The organism is Frankia sp. AgKG'84/4 (assembly GCF_023242965.2).
Lineage (GTDB): Bacteria > Actinomycetota > Actinomycetes > Frankiales > Frankiaceae > Frankia.
Genome location: NZ_JALKFU020000067.1, coordinates 1 through 16,229, shown reverse-complemented (window position 1 = coordinate 16,229; position 16,229 = coordinate 1). Strand labels below are relative to the sequence as shown.

12 protein-coding genes are annotated in these 16,229 nt (G+C 70.2%); 6 read left to right on the top strand and 6 right to left on the bottom strand.

The annotated features are described in order from the left end of the window. Both MXD58_RS07280 and MXD58_RS07275 read right to left on the bottom strand, forming a co-directional pair. The coding region (locus MXD58_RS07280; protein ID WP_308301924.1) for a helix-turn-helix domain-containing protein at positions 1–460 on the bottom strand (460 nt) is incomplete at its 3' end. 252 nt (positions 461–712) lie between these two features. Then, a complete protein-coding gene (locus MXD58_RS07275) occupies positions 713–1,927 on the bottom strand; it encodes a DUF349 domain-containing protein (RefSeq protein ID WP_248839601.1) in 1,215 nt (404 codons plus the stop codon). A 516-nt stretch (positions 1,928–2,443) separates the two neighbouring features. Between MXD58_RS07275 and MXD58_RS07265 the strand changes: the two genes are divergently transcribed. Both MXD58_RS07265 and MXD58_RS07260 read left to right on the top strand, forming a co-directional pair. After that, entirely contained in the window at positions 2,444–3,793 is a 1,350-nt protein-coding gene (locus MXD58_RS07265) for an extracellular solute-binding protein (protein ID WP_248839648.1), read from the top strand. A 592-nt stretch (positions 3,794–4,385) separates the two neighbouring features. Beyond that, positions 4,386–5,735, top strand: coding sequence for an NsdA family TPR-like regulatory protein (locus MXD58_RS07260; RefSeq protein WP_248839602.1), 1,350 nt, complete (start codon positions 4,386–4,388; stop codon positions 5,733–5,735). A gap of 54 nt (positions 5,736–5,789) precedes the next feature. Here the strand turns inward: MXD58_RS07260 and ygfZ are convergent, their stop codons facing one another. The 3 genes from ygfZ to MXD58_RS07245 form a co-directional block, all read right to left on the bottom strand. Continuing rightward, complete coding sequence (gene ygfZ / locus MXD58_RS07255) at positions 5,790–6,989, bottom strand: CAF17-like 4Fe-4S cluster assembly/insertion protein YgfZ (RefSeq protein ID WP_248839603.1); 1,200 nt, start codon at positions 6,987–6,989, stop codon at positions 5,790–5,792. Between the two features lie 124 nt (positions 6,990–7,113). After that, on the bottom strand, positions 7,114–7,791 hold the full coding sequence (locus tag MXD58_RS07250; RefSeq protein WP_250609137.1) for an SGNH/GDSL hydrolase family protein: 678 nt from the start codon (positions 7,789–7,791) through the stop codon (positions 7,114–7,116). A 386-nt stretch (positions 7,792–8,177) separates the two neighbouring features. Further along, on the bottom strand, positions 8,178–9,752 hold the full coding sequence (locus MXD58_RS07245; protein WP_248839605.1) for an LCP family protein: 1,575 nt from the start codon (positions 9,750–9,752) through the stop codon (positions 8,178–8,180). A 1,334-nt stretch (positions 9,753–11,086) separates the two neighbouring features. On the opposite strand from MXD58_RS07245, the gene MXD58_RS07240 reads away from it, so the two are divergent. Continuing rightward, complete coding sequence (locus MXD58_RS07240; protein WP_248839606.1) at positions 11,087–11,824, top strand: phosphoglyceromutase; 738 nt, start codon at positions 11,087–11,089, stop codon at positions 11,822–11,824. A 63-nt stretch (positions 11,825–11,887) separates the two neighbouring features. Here MXD58_RS07240 and phoU read toward each other — a convergent pair whose 3' ends face one another. Beyond that, positions 11,888–12,538, bottom strand: coding sequence for a phosphate signaling complex protein PhoU (gene phoU / locus MXD58_RS07235; RefSeq protein ID WP_248839607.1), 651 nt, complete (start codon positions 12,536–12,538; stop codon positions 11,888–11,890). 343 nt (positions 12,539–12,881) lie between these two features. Here phoU and MXD58_RS07230 point away from each other — a divergent pair, with 343 nt between their 5' ends. The 3 genes from MXD58_RS07230 (at position 12,882) to MXD58_RS07220 (ending at position 15,959) form a co-directional block, all read left to right on the top strand. Then, on the top strand, positions 12,882–14,165 hold the full coding sequence (locus tag MXD58_RS07230) for a sensor histidine kinase (RefSeq protein WP_248839608.1): 1,284 nt from the start codon (positions 12,882–12,884) through the stop codon (positions 14,163–14,165). Next, positions 14,162–14,842 carry a response regulator gene (locus MXD58_RS07225; RefSeq protein WP_248839609.1) on the top strand — a complete coding sequence of 227 codons (681 nt, stop codon included), beginning with the start codon at positions 14,162–14,164 and terminating at the stop codon, positions 14,840–14,842. The genes MXD58_RS07230 and MXD58_RS07225 overlap by 4 nt, the downstream gene beginning before the upstream one ends. A 112-nt stretch (positions 14,843–14,954) precedes the next feature. Further along, positions 14,955–15,959 (top strand): Ppx/GppA family phosphatase, encoded by a 1,005-nt coding sequence (locus MXD58_RS07220; protein WP_374615756.1) that lies wholly within the window; start codon positions 14,955–14,957, stop codon positions 15,957–15,959. The last annotated feature ends 270 nt before the right edge of the window (positions 15,960–16,229 follow it).

The window sequence follows — 16,229 nt, the reverse complement described above, 5'->3', positions numbered from 1 at the left end:
GGGCGGCAGCGGCCGGTGCCGGCGCCTCCGGCGGCGGGCTGGCTGCCGGCGTGGCCGCACCGACCACGGCGTCCGGTGCGCTGTCCACCGGCACTTCACCGGCCGCGGGGTCAACCGCGGCGGAGTTCTCCCGGCAGAACGCCTCGTAGATGTCGAGCACCACCTGCTTCTGCCGCTCGGAGAGGGTCTCATCGGCGAGGATCGCGCTCATGACGCTTTCATCGCCCGGCCGTTCCTCGAGAATTCCTGCCTGGACGTAGAGCACTTCCGCAGATATCCGCAACGCCTTGGCGATCTGCTGGAGAATTTCCGCTGACGGTCGGCGCAGTCCTCGTTCGATCTGGCTGAGGTAAGGGTTACTCACCCCGGCCTGACTCGCGAGTTGACGAAGGGAGATCTGCGCCGTTCGCCGCTGTTCCCGGATGAAAACTCCGAGATCGCGGACGTTCAGGTTCGGCACCAGGGCACACGCCTCCTCTACGGAGCGGCCGGATCAACGGCCGCCGCCGGTTCCCGGCGCCGCGGGCCGGTGACGACGGGCACCGACCGGCCGCTCGGGCTGGGAGTCCGGAACAGCTGCGAGTCCGGGACGACAAGGGCCCGGAACAACGCAGCATCAACTGAATCGACGATACGTCGTGCTGCTAACTCTGGCAAGCGCTCCAGCTAGCATCGCGGTCCGCCCGGGCGGTGCCCCGGCGGCCGCGGGCGGTCAGGACTCGGCCTGCGCCAGCCAGGAACGCTGGGTGGCCAGCGCCGCCTCGGTCTCGGCGATCTCCTTCGTCCGGCCGGCGGCCTGGGCACGGGCGAGCTTCTGCTCCAGTTTCGCCACGGACTCCCGCAGCCGGGTGACGAACGGCGAGGACGCGACCGACTGCTGCTCCCACCGCTCGTCCGCGGCATCGCGCAGCTTGTCGCCGATGGCCGCCATCTGGCGCTCCAGGGAGGCGGCCGACTCCCGGGGCACCCGGCCGATCGCGTCCCACCGGTCCTGGATCTCCCGCAGGCGGCGGGTGGAGCGCTCCGTGTCGGCCGGGTCGAGCTCGGTCGCCTCGGCCAGCAACTGTTCCTTCTTGACCTGGTTCTCCCGCATCTCGGCGTCGCGTTCCGCGTTGGCCGCGTTGCGTCGGGCGAAGAAGGCGTCCTGGACCTGGCGGAATTCGTCCCACAGCGCGTCGTCGACGTCCTTCGCGGCGCGGCCGGCGGACTTCCACTCGGTGAGCAGGCCTCGGTACCGGGTCGTCGTGCCGGCCCAGTCGCTCGAGTCAGCCAGCGTCCGCGCCTGCGCGATGATTGCCTCCTTGCGCTCCCGGGAGCGCGTGCGCTGGGTGTCCAGCGCGGCGAAGTGCGCGGTGCGACGGCGGGTGAACTCCTCCCGGGCGGCGGTGATCCGCCGCCATAGCGCGGAGTCGGTGCGCTTGTCCAACGATCCGACCGCGCGGAACTCCTCGGCGATGGCCCTGAACCGATCGCCGGCGGTCTTCCAGTCGGAGCTGCGACCGAGCCCCTCCGCCTCGACGACCAGCTCCTCCTTGGCGGCGGCGAGCCGGACGTTGCGCTCGGCCCGCTCGGCGGTGAGCACGGCGCGCCGCTCCTCGGTCGCGCGCATCACCGCGTCCAACCGGGACCGCACCGCGGCCAGGTCGCCGACGACCGCGGCCGCGTCGAGGGAGTCGAGCAGCCGGCGGGCGCTCGCGGCGATGCCGGCCGGATCGGCCGCGCTGAGCGTCAGCCGCTTCTCCAGCAGGCCGACCTCGGCGCTCAGATCGGCGTAGCGGCGCTGGAAGTGAGCCAGACCCTCGCTCGGACTGCCGGCGCGCCACGATCCAACGGCACGCTCACCGTCCGCCGTGCGCACGAAGACCGTGCCGTCATCAGCGACGCGCCCCCAGGCGGCGGACTGGTCGGATTCGCTGCGGTCACTCATCGTGTTCCCGGAGATCGGCTGACGTTTTCCGTCATTGTTGCAGGCATTGGCCGCGGAGGTACGGCCGCCACGGATCCGGTCGGTACGAAGCAGCGCTGACATGATCGCGCTGGGCCGCCGCCACCCGCGGCCCGCGGTTGACAGGCCGGCGACGGACCGGCCCGGGACGACGTTGCCGCGGCCGGGTCGCCGCTGGCCCGGGCCCCGGAATGTGCCTGGCGGAATCATTTGTTCGTTGGGGACCACGCACCCGGTCCCTGCGTTCCCGGACAGTGGGGCCAAGATGCGTAACCGTGACGAGTGGGACGAGTGGGAGTTGGGAGGGCTGGCGAGCCGGGGCGTTGTTGTTGCCGGCGTTCGTGGGGCGCGGTGTCTTCGTCGTAGGCCCCGTGCCGGTCTCCGTCTTTGCCATCGCCCAGCGCCCTTTGCCTTCGCCCAGCGCCCTTTGCCTTCGCCCAGCGCCGCGTCGCCGTCGGGATCGGCGGCATCGACGCGGGCGCCTGAGAGGAGTCCCGCCTGATGCGCAAGCGCCGAGCTCTGCCGATGGCCGTCGCCCTCGGCATGATCCTCCTCGCCTCCTGTAGCGGAGGCGGGTCGGGCCATCCCGCCGGGGACCTTCGCCCGACCGCGCGGCCCGCGACCGCGGGTGTCGACGACGTCGCCGGCGCTACGGCGTCCCCCGCGTGCGCGGCCCAGGTCAGGCAGTTGCGTGTGGCGGCGGTCAGCACGCTCGACGGCGTCATGAAGGCCGCCAAGGCGGACCTGGAGAAGGCGCACCCCGGCCTCACCGTCGACATCACGCAGACCGCTCCGGACTACACCACGCTCGTCCAGCGGATCAGCGCCGACCGCTTGACGGGTCGGTCCGTCGATGTCGCCGTCGCCGGCTTCGACCAGCTTCCGGCGTACGCGAACCAGCTCGGCGCGCAGCAGTTGTCTCCCCGGCTGCTGCGGGCCTCCTACGACCAGCGGCTGCTCGGTCTCGGCACGGTCGGCGGCCGGCTGGTCGGCATTCCGCAGCAGGTCGCGTCCCTGGCGCTCGTCTACAACCTCGACGTCCTGCAGCGGGCGGGGGTCGACCCGGCCACCCTGACCACGACGGACGGCGTGATCGCCGCGGCGGACAAGATCAGGGCATCCGGGCAGAACGTCCAGCCGATCGACCTGCCGACCGGACAGCTGTTCGGCCAGTGGATCCTCAACACGCTCGCCAGCTCCCAGGGCACCCCGATCCAGGACGCGGCCGGCCGGCCGGCGCTGACCACCCCCGCCGCACGGGCCGCCGCCGCCTTCCTCGCGAAGGTCGGCACCTACGGTCCGCAGTCCGACAACCCGGCGCAGCAGGGGCTGCTGCGCTTCGGCGTCCGCCGCCAGACCGCGATGACCGTGGTGAGCGTGGCCTCGCTGGCCGGCAGCCTGACGTTCATCGCCGGGCAGGGCGCGAAGGGCTTCCGGGCCGGCGCCGTCCCGTTCCCGACCCTGCCCGGCGGCAGCCAGCACCCGGTCGCCGTCGGCAACGCTTTGACAGTCCTCGCGACCGACCGCTGCCAACGGGAGATGGCCACCGAGCTGATCGTCTCGCTGTTGTCGCCGGACGTCGTCGCGGCCAGCACCGAGGCGTCCAGCTACCTCCCGGTGGACACCGAGGCGATCAATCGACTGGGTTCGTTCTATGACATGTATCCACAGCTCAAGCCGTTCCTCGCGCTGTCCGGCTCGCTGGTGAAGGCGCCAGCGTGGGGTGGCGCCCGCGGCGGTGAGGTGGCCAGTGCGCTGACCGGCCAGGTGGTGCGCATCGTCCGAGGCGAGGACCCGGACCGGACCCTGACCGCAGCCCAGGCCCAGGCCGCGGAGCTGACGCGGTGAGCCCTGCCGTCGGGGCCCGTCCGGGCCGATCGCCGCAGGGCGACCCTCGCCTTCTTCGGTGAGACGGAGCGTGCGGCTCCATCAGCTGACCCCGCTGCCGCAGCGAGGTAAAAGAGATATTTATTCAATGTGCTAAGAAAATAAGAGAAGGTACTTCGGGTAGGTAGTTCTCGGGCCCTGGCGCGGCGTTCATGTGATTGACCGACCATGCGCCGCCGTGGTGTGCTTTGCTGTGCGTCAAATACACGTCAACCTCGTCGGCCCGGCCGAGGGGAACTAGTTCGAGTTGGTGTGGCATGTTTAGCGCCAGAAATACGGTTTGGGAGAAATGGCACGCCTGTAAGGGTCGATGGCGGGCTGGGCGGAACGCTGCTGGTCTCGACTGGTCGAATGGTGCATATCGGTCGAGTGTCGGGCAATCGCTCACGATATCGCCACGCCATGCGTGCAATCGCCGCCTCCAGTGGTCCGGGCGTGACCTCTGTGCACGCATCGCACCGGAGTCATCACTAGGGACACCAAGATGTCGCGACATAGCGTTAGTGGGCGCTCACGGAATTGGCCCAGCAGATCCGACTCGAGGAGATCGTCGATGCTGACGGATAACGCGCACGCCTGCACACATCCGCTCGCATTCGTCCGCGCGCAGCGTGGTTGGTCCTATCAGCGCCTCGCCCGGGTGGTTGCCCGCCGTGCCCGTGATCTCGGTGTGGCGAACATGGCCGCAGAACGCCAGAAAGTATGGCGTTGGGAGCACCGGGGTGTTGTTCCCGACCGCGTTTCCCAGCTCGCGTTGGCGGCCGAACTGGGCGTGCCCAACGACCGGCTCGAGTCCCATCCGTGGCCGGCCTGGCTGCCGACCGGGGACGCCGTGCGCACCGAATACCCCTGGACGTCGGTCGGCAGCGTCACCTCGCTCATGGACGTCGTCGAGGACGCGCTGTCCGACCGGCGCGGATTCCTGACCATCACGGGGATCGGGGTGGCCGACCTCGCCACCCAGTGGCTGGGGCTCGAACCGGCGCATCTGGCCGCGGCCCTCGCCGGCGGCCAGGTCGACGACCAGATCGTCAATCGCATCGAGCACAACATCCCGGGCCTGCGGGTGATGGACGAGCGGCTCGGTGGCGAGAGTGTGCGCCGGCTCGTCGACGCCGAACTCGGGGTGGTGGCGGATCTGCTGGTTCGTGGCTCCTACACCGAGCAGGTCGGCCGTCACCTGCACCTGGTGGCGGCGGAACTTGCCCGCTTCGCCGGCTGGGTGTCGTTCGACGCCGGCTTCCACACGGCGGCTCAGCGGTACTGGGTCACCGCCCTGCACTCCGCGCACACCGGCGGCGACCGCATGCTCGGGGCGAACGTCCTGAAGAACATGTCCCTGCAGTGCGTCGACTTCGCCCGGCCGCGGGAGGCCGTCGACCTCGCCGAGGCTGCTGTGGCCAGCATCGGCGACGTGTCCGGGCGGGTCGCCGCGATGCTGCACATGCGCCGGGCCCGAGCCCTCGCCGCGACCGGGGAGGCCAGCGCCTGCGTTGAGGCCCTGGGCCGGTCGGAGGAGGCGATGGACCAGGCCGGTCCCGAGGACCCGGCCTGGTCCGACTACTTCGATCTGGGGGAGTACCAGGCGCAGATCGGTAGCTGCTACATCGACCTCGGTCACCTGACCCAGGCCGACCGCTGGCTGGAGCGCTCGCTGACGGTCCTGCCGACCTCACGGGCCCGGGACCGGGCGACCTACCTGCTGCGCCGCGCCGCCCTGCAGATCGATCTGGGCAACGTCGACCACGGCTGCGAGCTGACCCGGGAGGCGATGCCGATGCTGGAGGCGACCAGATCCAAGCGCAACGCGCGGCGCGCCGACGAGCTGCGCCGCCGGCTTCGGCGGCACAGCTCCGACCCCGACGCCCGCGACCTCGATCAGGTGCTGGCCAGGACCGCCTGACCATGCGGCCGCATGATGACCTGCCAGCGCCGGTGCCCGGCCAGGGACGTCCGGTCAGGAGGGGCGCAGGACACGTCCCGCCGGACGCGTCGGCGCCGCGGCTGATCCGGGCTCGTCCGGGTCGATCGCCGCGGCGACGGGGGCGCCGTCCGAGTCGGTGACGATGAGGACGGCATCCGCGGCGACGGACCGCTTGACGACCGCCAGGGCGATCGGGCCGAGCTCCGCGTGCATTTCGGACGAGCCCACGAAACCAACCTCCCGCCCACCGGCCGTGACAGGCGAGCGCGGGGCCGCGACCGTGCCATCGAGGTGGAGCAGGACGAGGCGGCGCGGCGGGCGGCCCAGGTTGTGCACGCGGGCGACGGTCTCCTGGCCGCGGTAGCAGCCCTTGTCGAGGTGCACCGCGCTGGCCAGCCAGTGGACCTCGTGCGGGATGGTGCGGTGGTCGGTCTCCCAGCCGAGCCGGGGCCGTCGGTCGGCGATGCGGGCGGCCTCGAAGGCGGACAACCCGGCCAGGGCCGCCCCGGCGGCGCGCAGCCGCTCGACGGTGGCGGCCAGCTCCGCCCTGGGAGTCAGCAGGTCGATGCCGTAGGGCATCCGGCGCACGAGTGTGCCGTCGGCGGCGCGGCCACTTGGGTAGGGGCCGATGATCGGCGCGCCCGCGGCATCCGGGGCCGATGGCGCGGGGGGCGTGAGGTCGAGGCCGGCCGGTGGTGCGGCCGAGGCCGGGTCGGTGGGGCTGGTCAGGGCTGCGGTCACGACCTGCGCGGCCTGTGGACCGACGACGCTGAGGACGGCGATGTCCGCGGTGACGTCAATCGGCTCCACCCGGAGCAGGAATCGCATCATCTCCAGGTAGCGCAGCAGGTCGGGGCCGGTGCCGCCCTCGACGTCGAGCCAGGTGGCCGAGCCGTCGTCGGCGACGGTGAGGTGATGCTCGACGTGCCCGTGCGGGGAGAGCACCAGCGCCTCGGTGCCCCGCATCGGGGCGAGCTCGGACAGGTGCTGCGAGGTGATGCTGTGCAGCCAGGACAGCCGGTCGGGACCGGTGATGCGCACCACGTCCCGGTGTGACCGGTCGATGACAGCGGCACCGGTGAGCAGGGCGCGTTGCTCGCGGAGCGGATCGCCGTAGTGCGCGGCGACCGCGGCGTCCACGCCGGTCGCGGCCACCGCGCCGGGCAGCCGGAGCAGCGGGGAGAGCCGGACGGACGGCTCGGCGGGCGTGGACGTGGGGGGCCCGGCGGTCATGGACCGAGTCTAGGTCTCCGTTCGGGCCGACGGCCGGTCCTGGCCCAGGGGCCTCCGGACGAATCACCAGACAGGGTCAGCTCCAGCTGACCGTCGTTTTCGGATGGCCGCCGTCGTGCCGCGGTCACATCGGGTACCGGCCGAGCGCCTCCCCGGCCATGCTCCGGCCGTAGCGCTCGGCTCCAGGTGAATAGACCGGACAGTCGCGCGACGAGGTATGGGCGACCGGGCACAGGTGGACCCCGTCCGGATTCCTGACCGTGACCAGGCCCCGTGAATCGCAGCTTTCGGACCGCCGGCAGGACATCGTCGAAGTCCATCGACCGCTGTCGGTCAACGCCCGGCCCGCGGGAAGAACATGAACATGTGATTGGCCTGCCGCCAGTCTGGTCCAGAGCTGGGTCAGCGCCGTTCTGCCCTGTCCGTCGACCGGCTCCTCCCGGCGGGTGGGTGATTCCACGAGGTCCACCGTGACGCCGGCACCGGAAAAGAGACTGATCGCGTGTGCCGCGTCCTTCTCGTAGGCAGCGAGCGGCTCGCGGTCGTGCATACAGGGCGTCATCGAGTTTCCGGAGAAGGACAGCACCGCGATCGTGGGCGCCCAGTCCTTCAGCTGGCGTTCCATTTCATCGAACCAGTCGCAGATCGCCGTGCCCCCGAGAGTCCGGGTGAGAACGGTGGCCCGATCTTCCTGGGCAGCCAGCGCGAAGGGCACCCGGGATTCGTCGGCAAGGGAGTCACCCCAGAGCACGACACGGCTGCCGGCCCGCGGAACGGACGCCACCAGACTTCCCAGCAGCATGGCCAGAACCAGCGCAGGAATACCGATCGACCAGGTCGGCGGGCGCGACGGCCCGGAGATCCGCCGACTGGGCCGAGACAGCTCAGGCCCGGCGCGATCTGCCGGAGTCGGATCCGTACACCTTCGATCTTGAGCTGGCAGGCCACGGCAGCCCGAAACAAGTGGAATCGAAGGGGCGGCGACTGAAAGAAGGCTGGAGGGTGCCGACCGCGGCCGCCACGGATTCGGATGCCCGCCGCCGGCCGGCTCGCTCCCCGGCGATAGGGCCGCTGAATACCGGCGGCAAGGCTGCGTCGGGGCCACGGGGCCGAGCTGGTCAGTCCCAGGCCGTACCGCCCGCGACCTCGAAAAGAGCATTGATGTCATCGCTGTACGGACTGGCACGGTCAGTACACGCACCCGGGCGGGGCCGACGCTGTGTCGGACCTCGGCGGGACGGATTTCGGGTCGGCCGTCGGTTCGGAACCGACGGCAGCCGCAGGTTCCGTCGATGCCGTGGCAGGTGATGCCGGGGCAGGTGATGGTGCGGGAGCCTCCGTCAATCCATTGAAACTCGATCCGACGATCACCTGTATACCCTCGACCGAGGACGCCGCCGCGAGCCTTGATCCCGGCACCATGGACTGCAGCCTGCTGGCCGCATTCTGCTGCCCCGTCCCGTAGAGGATGCGGGTCGTGACGTAGTTTCTGGTGCTGGCGATGCCGGCATTCGTCGCGGCGAAGCCGCGAGTCGTCAGTTCGTCGACGGCTCTCGCTGCCAGCCCCGGGACGGTGCTGCCGTTGAGGACGGTGACGGCAGTGGGCGCAGCGGAGCCGGTGGTGCTCGTCGTCTGGACAGCGCCGGAGCTGCCGCCCAGCGGGCGGACGATGTTCTCCAGATCCTGCGGATCGTAGAACTGCACGGCGGCGTTGATGCCGCCGATCAGCACCTCACCCTGATCGTTGATGGCGCCCTCGGTCTGGGTGGGAGGATGGGTCGGCAGAGTCTCGGTAGCGAGGGCCCCACTGGAGATCCCTCGAAGCCGGCCAGCCAGCTTTCGTAGATCGGCGATGTCCGTCCTGTCGTCCAGGGTGAGGGCCGAGGCCACCGTGGAGAGCAGGCTCTCCATCTTGACTGGACTGATCAGTACCCCGTCTTGCGTGATCTTGCGGAGTACGGCGCCGATGAAGTACTGCTGTCGCTTGATTCGGTCAAGATCGTAATTGGGTAGTCCGTACCGCTGTCGAACGAAGGCGAGCGCCTGGTCGCCCCGGATCGCAATCGTGCCGGGGCCGCCGACGAACCCACTCATCGGGTCGTGGGTGTTGGTGCTGATTCGCCCGTGCAACAGGATCTGATAGTCCGACGGCAGGAGGCAGACCTCCACGCCACCGATCGCGTCGGTAATGTCTTTGAATCCCGCGAGATCCACGGAGACGTAGTGGTCGATCGGCAGACCCGTGAGCTTTTCGACCGTGCGGACCAGGAGCGATGGCCCACCTTCGGCGATGGCGGCGTTGAACTTGTCCTTTCGCGTACGGTGCGCGGTTCCTTTGGCGTCCGTGTAGCTCGGTATGGCTACGTAGGTGTCCCGAGGGATGGACAGCAGCGTGACTTTGTTGTCCTTGTCGATGTGCACGATGATTGTTGTGTCGGACCGCTGGCCGTCGACCTGGCCGTAGGCCCCACCAGTGCCCGCGCGACTGTCGGTGCCGACCAGGAGATAATTCGTCGCGCCGCCCTTCGCTTCGGGTCGGTCGCTGCCAAGGTCCAGGGAAACCTGGTGGATCTTTCCGTTGAAGTAGCTGTACAGTACCCAGCCGCCGCAACTGACAATGAGTATGGTGGCGGAAACCAGGATCAGGAAAGCGCGAAGCAGCCTGGAGGCGGCGGAGACCGGCGGGGTTCCGGTGCGGAGGTCGAACGGTAGCCGGGGAGGCCGGCCGGAATCGATCGTGCCGGCCGACACCTGTCCCTTCATCCGCGTCTGACCTCCTCCGCCGGCCGTCGCGACGGCCGGACGTCCGCCGGTTTGCGGAATGCAGAACCGCCATCGCTACGAATAGGTCGGACAGGCGGTCGACGGTGCATGGGCCACCGGGTCCAGAGCGACTCCGTCGGTCAGCGCCCTACTCGTGGGGGAAGAGTCCTTCGGCAGTGGATCGCGTCGTTGTCATCGGGCCAAAATAACTGCGTACAGAATATCCGCGCACCGAGTGCGATCGCAACACCTGTGGATGATGGCGCCATTCGTGGCGGCTCAGCTGACTCGAGGGTCGCCGGAGGCGGAAATCAATCACGTTCGGTGATGAGCCCTGATGGGCCGGTGTATTCGGCTGTCGCGGCCGGAACACCAGCTCCGCCGAGCCGTAGTGCTGATGTTGACATGGGAGAGCTGTGGGCTGACCCGGTTCCATGTGCTGGGGGAAGGAGCGTGCGGAGCTGGCGGGCCTTCGTGACGGTCGGCTCTCGGGTGCCGCGGGCCCGTTGCCTGCGCGGGAAGGTCGCTGGTCGGCGCGTCCGAAGGAGTGATCTGCCGCCGCGGGTCGGGGCTGGCGCGCGCGGCCACGCTGGTGTCGCTGTTGCCGATGATCGCCGCGTCGCCGGCCCTGCCCGCGGTGAGCGGCCCGCGGATCGCGGAGGCCAATCAAACCGGGGGCGCCGTAGCTCTCCGCGCGATCTCTGAGTGGACAAATTTTGTCTTTTATGGGGATTCTGGATGTTTGCGCGCCTCGCGGGCCCTGCAAGGTTACTCACAGCGAGTTTCGTGGCGGGTGCCGGCTCGAGGGCCGGCGCCGGGGCTTCCCCGCCGCCTCGTTCTGTTCCCAGCGCGGGTGTTGCGAGCGTCCCATCGACAGGCCGGAAAAAGGCGTTGCGGGGTGGCGGCCAGGCCGCGTAGCGTCCTCGGTACACGAGAGAGGAGGTGGTCCAAACTTTGTATGCTCATAGGACTCGTGAGGTGACTGTCAGCTAGCCGGTCTCGTGGTCCTCACCTCTAGCCGGGTGGCCCCACGGGCTCCGGCACCGGCGAGTACCAGGCAGATCACCCGACCCCCGGGCGCCGTCGCAAGTCCCGACGGCCCGCTCCCGCCCTTGGCGGTGGCGGAGCGCCCGGGGGTCGCTGCTATTGCGGGCCCAGCTTCCTCACGCCCGGCCTTCGGCGGTGCGTGGCGACTCTCCCGGCCGCCCGACGGGCCCCTTCGGTGGGCGCCGGCAACGGCCGTTACCGGCCGCGACCGGCGGTGATCCGACCGGCGCGTGGCAGGAGGCGGCAATGCTGGCCGAAGTCCCCGGCGAACGGGCAGGATCTCGGGTATGCCGACCCTCGTCCTGCTCCGCCACGGTGAGAGCAACTGGAACCGCGAGAACCTGTTCACCGGCTGGGTGGACGTCGACCTGTCCGAGAAGGGCCTGAAGGAGGCCAGCCGCGGCGGGGAACTGCTGCTGGCGGCGGGCGTCCTGCCGGACGTGGTGCACACGTCCGTGCTGACCAGGGCGATTCGCACCGCCTGGCTGGCGTTGGACGCCGCCGGCCGGACCTGGGTGCCGGTCCGCCGCAGCTGGCGGCTCAACGAGCGGCACTACGGTGGCCTGCAGGGCCTGAACAAGGCGGAGACGCTGGAGAAGTTTGGCGACGAGCAGTTCCAGCTCTGGCGCCGGTCCTACGACACCCCGCCCCCGGAGATCGGCCCGGAGCAGGTCAGCGGGGTGGACGAGCGCTACGCCGAGCTCGCCCCCGACCTGATCCCGCGCACCGAGTGCCTCGCCGACGTGGTGGCCCGGATGCTGCCCTACTGGTACGACGCGATCGTGCCGGACCTGCGGGCCGGGCGGACCGTCCTGGTCACCGCGCACGGCAACTCGTTGCGGGCCCTGGTCAAGCACCTCGACCGGATCAGCGACCGGGACATCGCCGGGCTGAACATCCCCACCGGCATCCCGCTGCGCTACGAACTGGATGACAACCTCGAGGTCGTCAGCTCGGGATATCTCGACCCCGACGCCGCCGCGAGCGCGGCGGCCGCGGTCGCCGCGCAGGGCGCGAGGAAGTAGCGCCGGTTCGTCGTTTCCCCAGGCCCGCCGCCGGCTCGCGGGCCTGGGTAGGAACGGTGCCCCTCAGGCGCGCCGCTCGATCTCGCCGGTGACGAGGTAGATCACCCGGCGGGCGACGGACACGGCGTGGTCGGCGTAACGCTCGTAGTAGCGGCCGCAGAGGGTGATGTCGATCGCCGCCTCCATGCCGTGCGTCCAGGGCTTCTCGATCAGCACGTGGAACAGCGTGCGGTGCAGGGTGTCCATCGTGTCGTCGTCGGCCTCGAGCTGCTTGGCGAGGTCGGTGTCGCGGCTGGCGATCACCGAACCGGCCTTCGCGACGATGCGCTGGGCGACCTGGCCCATCTCCAGCATGGTGGAGCGCAGCTCCGGCGGGATCGCGCGGCCTGGGTAGCGCCGGCGGGCCACCTTCGCGACGTGTAGCGCGAGGTCGCCCATCCGCTCCAGGTCGGCGACGATCCGCAGCGTGGTCACCATGATCCGCAGGTCGGTCGCGACCGGCGCCTGGCGGGCCATGACGTCGAACGCCCGTTCCTCGATCTCGTTGCGCAGCAGGTCGACGGTCTCGTCCCCGCTGATCACGTTCTCGGCGAGCTGCAGGTCCGCGTCGAGCAGCGCGGTCGTCGCCCGGGCCATGGCGGAGGCGACCAGGTTGGTCATCTCGATCAGCGACTGGTCGATGCTGTCGAGTTCGTCGGTGAAGGCGTCCCGCACGGACGGCTCCTTCTCTTCGAGGGGTTCATGGGCGGCGGTGAGATCGCCGGGCGAGGTCGGTGTGGCGCTATGGGTGGACCCAGATGATCACAGATGCGGCGGCAGTGGAACACGCCGAACCTTGACGATGATGCGGACCTCTCGCGGTTCGGTGAACATCGACGATAGGTCCGATGAACAACGAGCGACGATCGGCGATGAAGGCTTGCAGAGCGATGCCCGGATGGCATGGCGGCACCTAGCATGCGGCGGGTGGGTGACAGGTCGGTGGATGCCGTGACAACCCGTGCACTCGGTGTGGAGTCGCCCGTCCGTGCCGATCGGCTTGACGATTGGATGGACCATGACGCTGGTACCCGGCAGACCAACTCCCTATACCGGCCCTGGCGCCGCGGTGGAGGAGAGCAGCACGGTCCTGCCCGCGAAGCTGATCCGGCGGGTGATCTCCGGCCTCCCGACGGGTCTCGTTGTGGTCGACTCCGTTGACCGGGTCGTCCTCGTCAACACGGTCGCCCGCCGGATGGGTGTGGTCCATCATGACGAGATCGCGGTTGCGGAGCTGGCCGAACTGGTGCGGGCGACCCGCCTCGCCGGCAGTGACCGGGAACGCCAGATCGACCTGCCGCCGGTTCCTGAGCCACCGCTGACCCGTCCCCGGCCCGACCAGGAGGCGCTGGCCGTGCGCACCCGCGCCCGGGTGCTGGACTCCACCGGTCATGTCGCGGTCATCCTGGATGACATCACCGAGTCGCGTCGGGTCGAGGCGGTCCGCCGCGACTTCGTCGCCAACGTGAGCCACGAGCTCAAGACGCCGGTCGGTGCCCTGCACGTGCTCGCCGAGGCGGTCGCCGCGGCCAGCGAGGACCCGGTGGCGGTGCGTCGGTTCGCCGCCCGGATGACCCACGAGTCCGAACGGCTCGCCCGCCTCGTGCAGGAGATCATCGACCTGTCCCGGTTGCAGGGCGCCGAGCCGCTGCCCGACCTGCGCCCGCTGCGGACCGGCGACCTGCTCGCCGAGGCCGTCGATCGGGCCCGGTTCGCCGCGCAGGCGCAGTCGATCTCCGTCGCGGTGATCGGCGACGGTGAGCTGCAGGTCCTCGGCGATGAGAGCCAGCTCGTCACGGCGGTGGCGAACCTGCTGGAGAACGCGATCAGCTACTCGCCGCACGGCACCCGGGTGGTGCTCGGCGTGCGGCGCACCGGGACGACGGTGGAGATCTCCGTCGCGGACGAAGGCATCGGCATCGCCGAGAAGGATCTCGAACGCGTCTTCGAGCGGTTCTACCGGGCGGACCCGGCGCGGTCGCGGGCCACCGGCGGAACCGGGTTGGGACTGGCGATCGTCAAGCACATCGCCACCAACCACGGCGGCGCCGTCACCGTCTGGAGCGCCGAGGGCTCGGGTTCGACGTTCACAATGCGGCTGCCGGTGTTCACCAGAACCAGGCCGACGGGTGACGATGCCGGCGGTGTCGGGGGCGGCGGTGATGGGGGGCCAGGCGGGGTTTCGACCGCGAGTCCTGGCACCGCCGAGTTCAGGGCGGACGGGGCGACCCGCTCCGGCCGGAACAGGGAGCGGCCCGGTCCCACCGGTCCGTCCGATGCCAGAGGGGGAACGAACCGGTGACCCGGCTGCTCGTGGTTGAAGATGAGGAATCGTTTTCCGACGCGTTGTCGTTCATGCTGGAACGCGAGGGCTTCGAGGTGGGGGTCGTCGCCGACGGCCCCAGCGCGCTCGCCGAGTTCGACCGCCGCGGCGCCGACCTCGTCCTGCTCGACCTGATGCTGCCCGGCCTGTCCGGCACGGAGGTGTGCCGCACCCTGCGCACCCGCTCGAGCGTGCCGATCATCATGCTGACGGCGCGGGACAGTGAGATCGACAAGGTGCTCGGCCTGGAACTCGGCGCGGACGACTACGTCACCAAGCCGTTCTCCGCCCGCGAGCTGGTGGCCCGCATCCGGGCGGTGCTGCGGCGCCGGTCGGAGACGGAGGAGGTCGCCGAGGCGACCCTCGAGGCCGGCCCGGTCCGGATGGACGTGGAGCGCCACGTCGTCACGGTCGGCGGGAGCGCGGTGACGCTGCCGCTCAAGGAGTTCGAGCTGCTCGAGATGTTCCTGCGCAACGCCGGCCGGGTACTCACGCGGGGCCAGTTGATCGACCGGGTGTGGGGTTCGGACTACGTGGGAGACACGAAGACCCTGGACGTACATGTCAAGAGGCTTCGGACGAAGATTGAGCGCGAGCCCGGGAATCCGAGGCACCTGGTGACGGTGCGGGGACTGGGGTACAAGTTCGAGCCGTGATCTGACAGGTCCGGCTGGAGGGGGCGGTGTTCAGGTGCTCGGTGGCGTGCGCCCGGCGGGATGGTTCCCGCTCGGGACTCACCGCGCGACCTCACAGTCGGGGGGGACCCCGGTGGGGGAACCGGCGACGCGGGAGGCCGTCGACGTCGGTCCGCTGCCGGCCGGGCAGCATCCCGGTCCAATGCGCCTCGGCGTGATCGACATCGGGTCGAACACGGTGCACCTGCTGGTCGTCGATGCGCACCGGGGCGGTCAGCCGCAGCCGGCGGCGAGCGTGCGGGTGCCGTTGCGGCTGGTGGAGCTACTCGAGGCCGACGGTTCGCTCGGTCCCGAGGGCGAGCAGGCGCTCACCACCTGCGTGCTCGATATGCGCCAGCAGGCGGACGCGCTCGGGGTGCACGATCTCGCGGCCTTCGCCACGTCGGCGCTTCGCGACGCGAGCAACGGCGAGGAGGTGCTGGCCCGGGTCAAGGGCGCGACCGGCGTCGCCGTCGGCACGCTGTCCGGGGAGGAGGAGGCTCGCCTCACCTTCCTCGCGGTGCGCCGCTGGTTCGGCTGGAGTGCCGGTCGGCTGCTGGCCCTCGACATCGGCGGTGGCTCGCTGGAGATCGGCGCCGGTCTGCACGAGGATCCCGAGGTGGTCGCGTCGCTGCCGCTGGGCGCGAGCCGGCTCACCCGGGACTGGCTGACGGACGCCGACCCGCCGCGGCGCTCGGAGCTCACCGAGTTGCGGCGTTACGTCCGCGCGCAGATCGCGCCGGTGGTCGGGACGATCTACCATCTCGGCGAGCCCACGCGAGCGGTGGCGACATCGAAGACGTTTCGCTCACTCGCCCGCATCGCGGGTGCCGAGCCGTACAGCCGAGGGCCGTTCACCCGCCGGGTGCTGCGCCGCGACGACCTCGCCGACGTGCTGGCCCGGCTGTCCCGGATGCCGGCGGCGGAACGGGTCACGCTGCCGGGCGTGTCGCCGTCCAGGGCGGGCCAGCTCCTCGCCGGGGCGGTGGTGGCAGCCGAGGCGCTGGACCTGTTCAGCGTCGAGGAAGCGGAGATCTGCCCGTGGGCGCTGCGGGAAGGCGTGATCCTGCGGCGACTGGACTGGCTGACGGCGACGTGAGCGAGGGTAACGCCCAAATGGGGCAAAAGTCGCAAAAGTACTTGCGACCGGGTCGTGTCGGGGTGATGATTATCGGATGTGGCCGTTGTCACGTGAGATGCGAGGCCGTGGGTCGACCTCCGGTGGACCTCGGCCCGGGCGATCCCGCCGAGATGGCCTAGCCTGGGTGAGGGAGCCGGCTGCCGGGCCGGGTCGCCCGGCCCGGTCCGCCTCGATCGGGATCATCAGCTTCATCGCCTCGACGATGCCGACCTGCTGGCCGGCGCGCAC

What these genes read in the sequence shown, in the direction of transcription:
- ygfZ (WP_248839603.1), bottom strand. Translation starts at nt 6,989, where the DNA reads ATGACCGCCGGGCCCCCCACGTCCACGCCCGCCGAGCCGTCCGTCCGG.
- MXD58_RS07275 (WP_248839601.1), bottom strand. Translation starts at nt 1,927, where the DNA reads ATGAGTGACCGCAGCGAATCCGACCAGTCCGCCGCCTGGGGGCGCGTC.
- MXD58_RS07230 (WP_248839608.1), top strand. Translation starts at nt 12,882, where the DNA reads ATGACGCTGGTACCCGGCAGACCAACTCCCTATACCGGCCCTGGCGCC.
- MXD58_RS07250 (WP_250609137.1), bottom strand. Translation starts at nt 7,791, where the DNA reads ATGCTGCTGGGAAGTCTGGTGGCGTCCGTTCCGCGGGCCGGCAGCCGT.
- MXD58_RS07260 (WP_248839602.1), top strand. Translation starts at nt 4,386, where the DNA reads ATGCTGACGGATAACGCGCACGCCTGCACACATCCGCTCGCATTCGTC.
- MXD58_RS07240 (WP_248839606.1), top strand. Translation starts at nt 11,087, where the DNA reads ATGCCGACCCTCGTCCTGCTCCGCCACGGTGAGAGCAACTGGAACCGC.
- MXD58_RS07245 (WP_248839605.1), bottom strand. Translation starts at nt 9,752, where the DNA reads ATGAAGGGACAGGTGTCGGCCGGCACGATCGATTCCGGCCGGCCTCCC.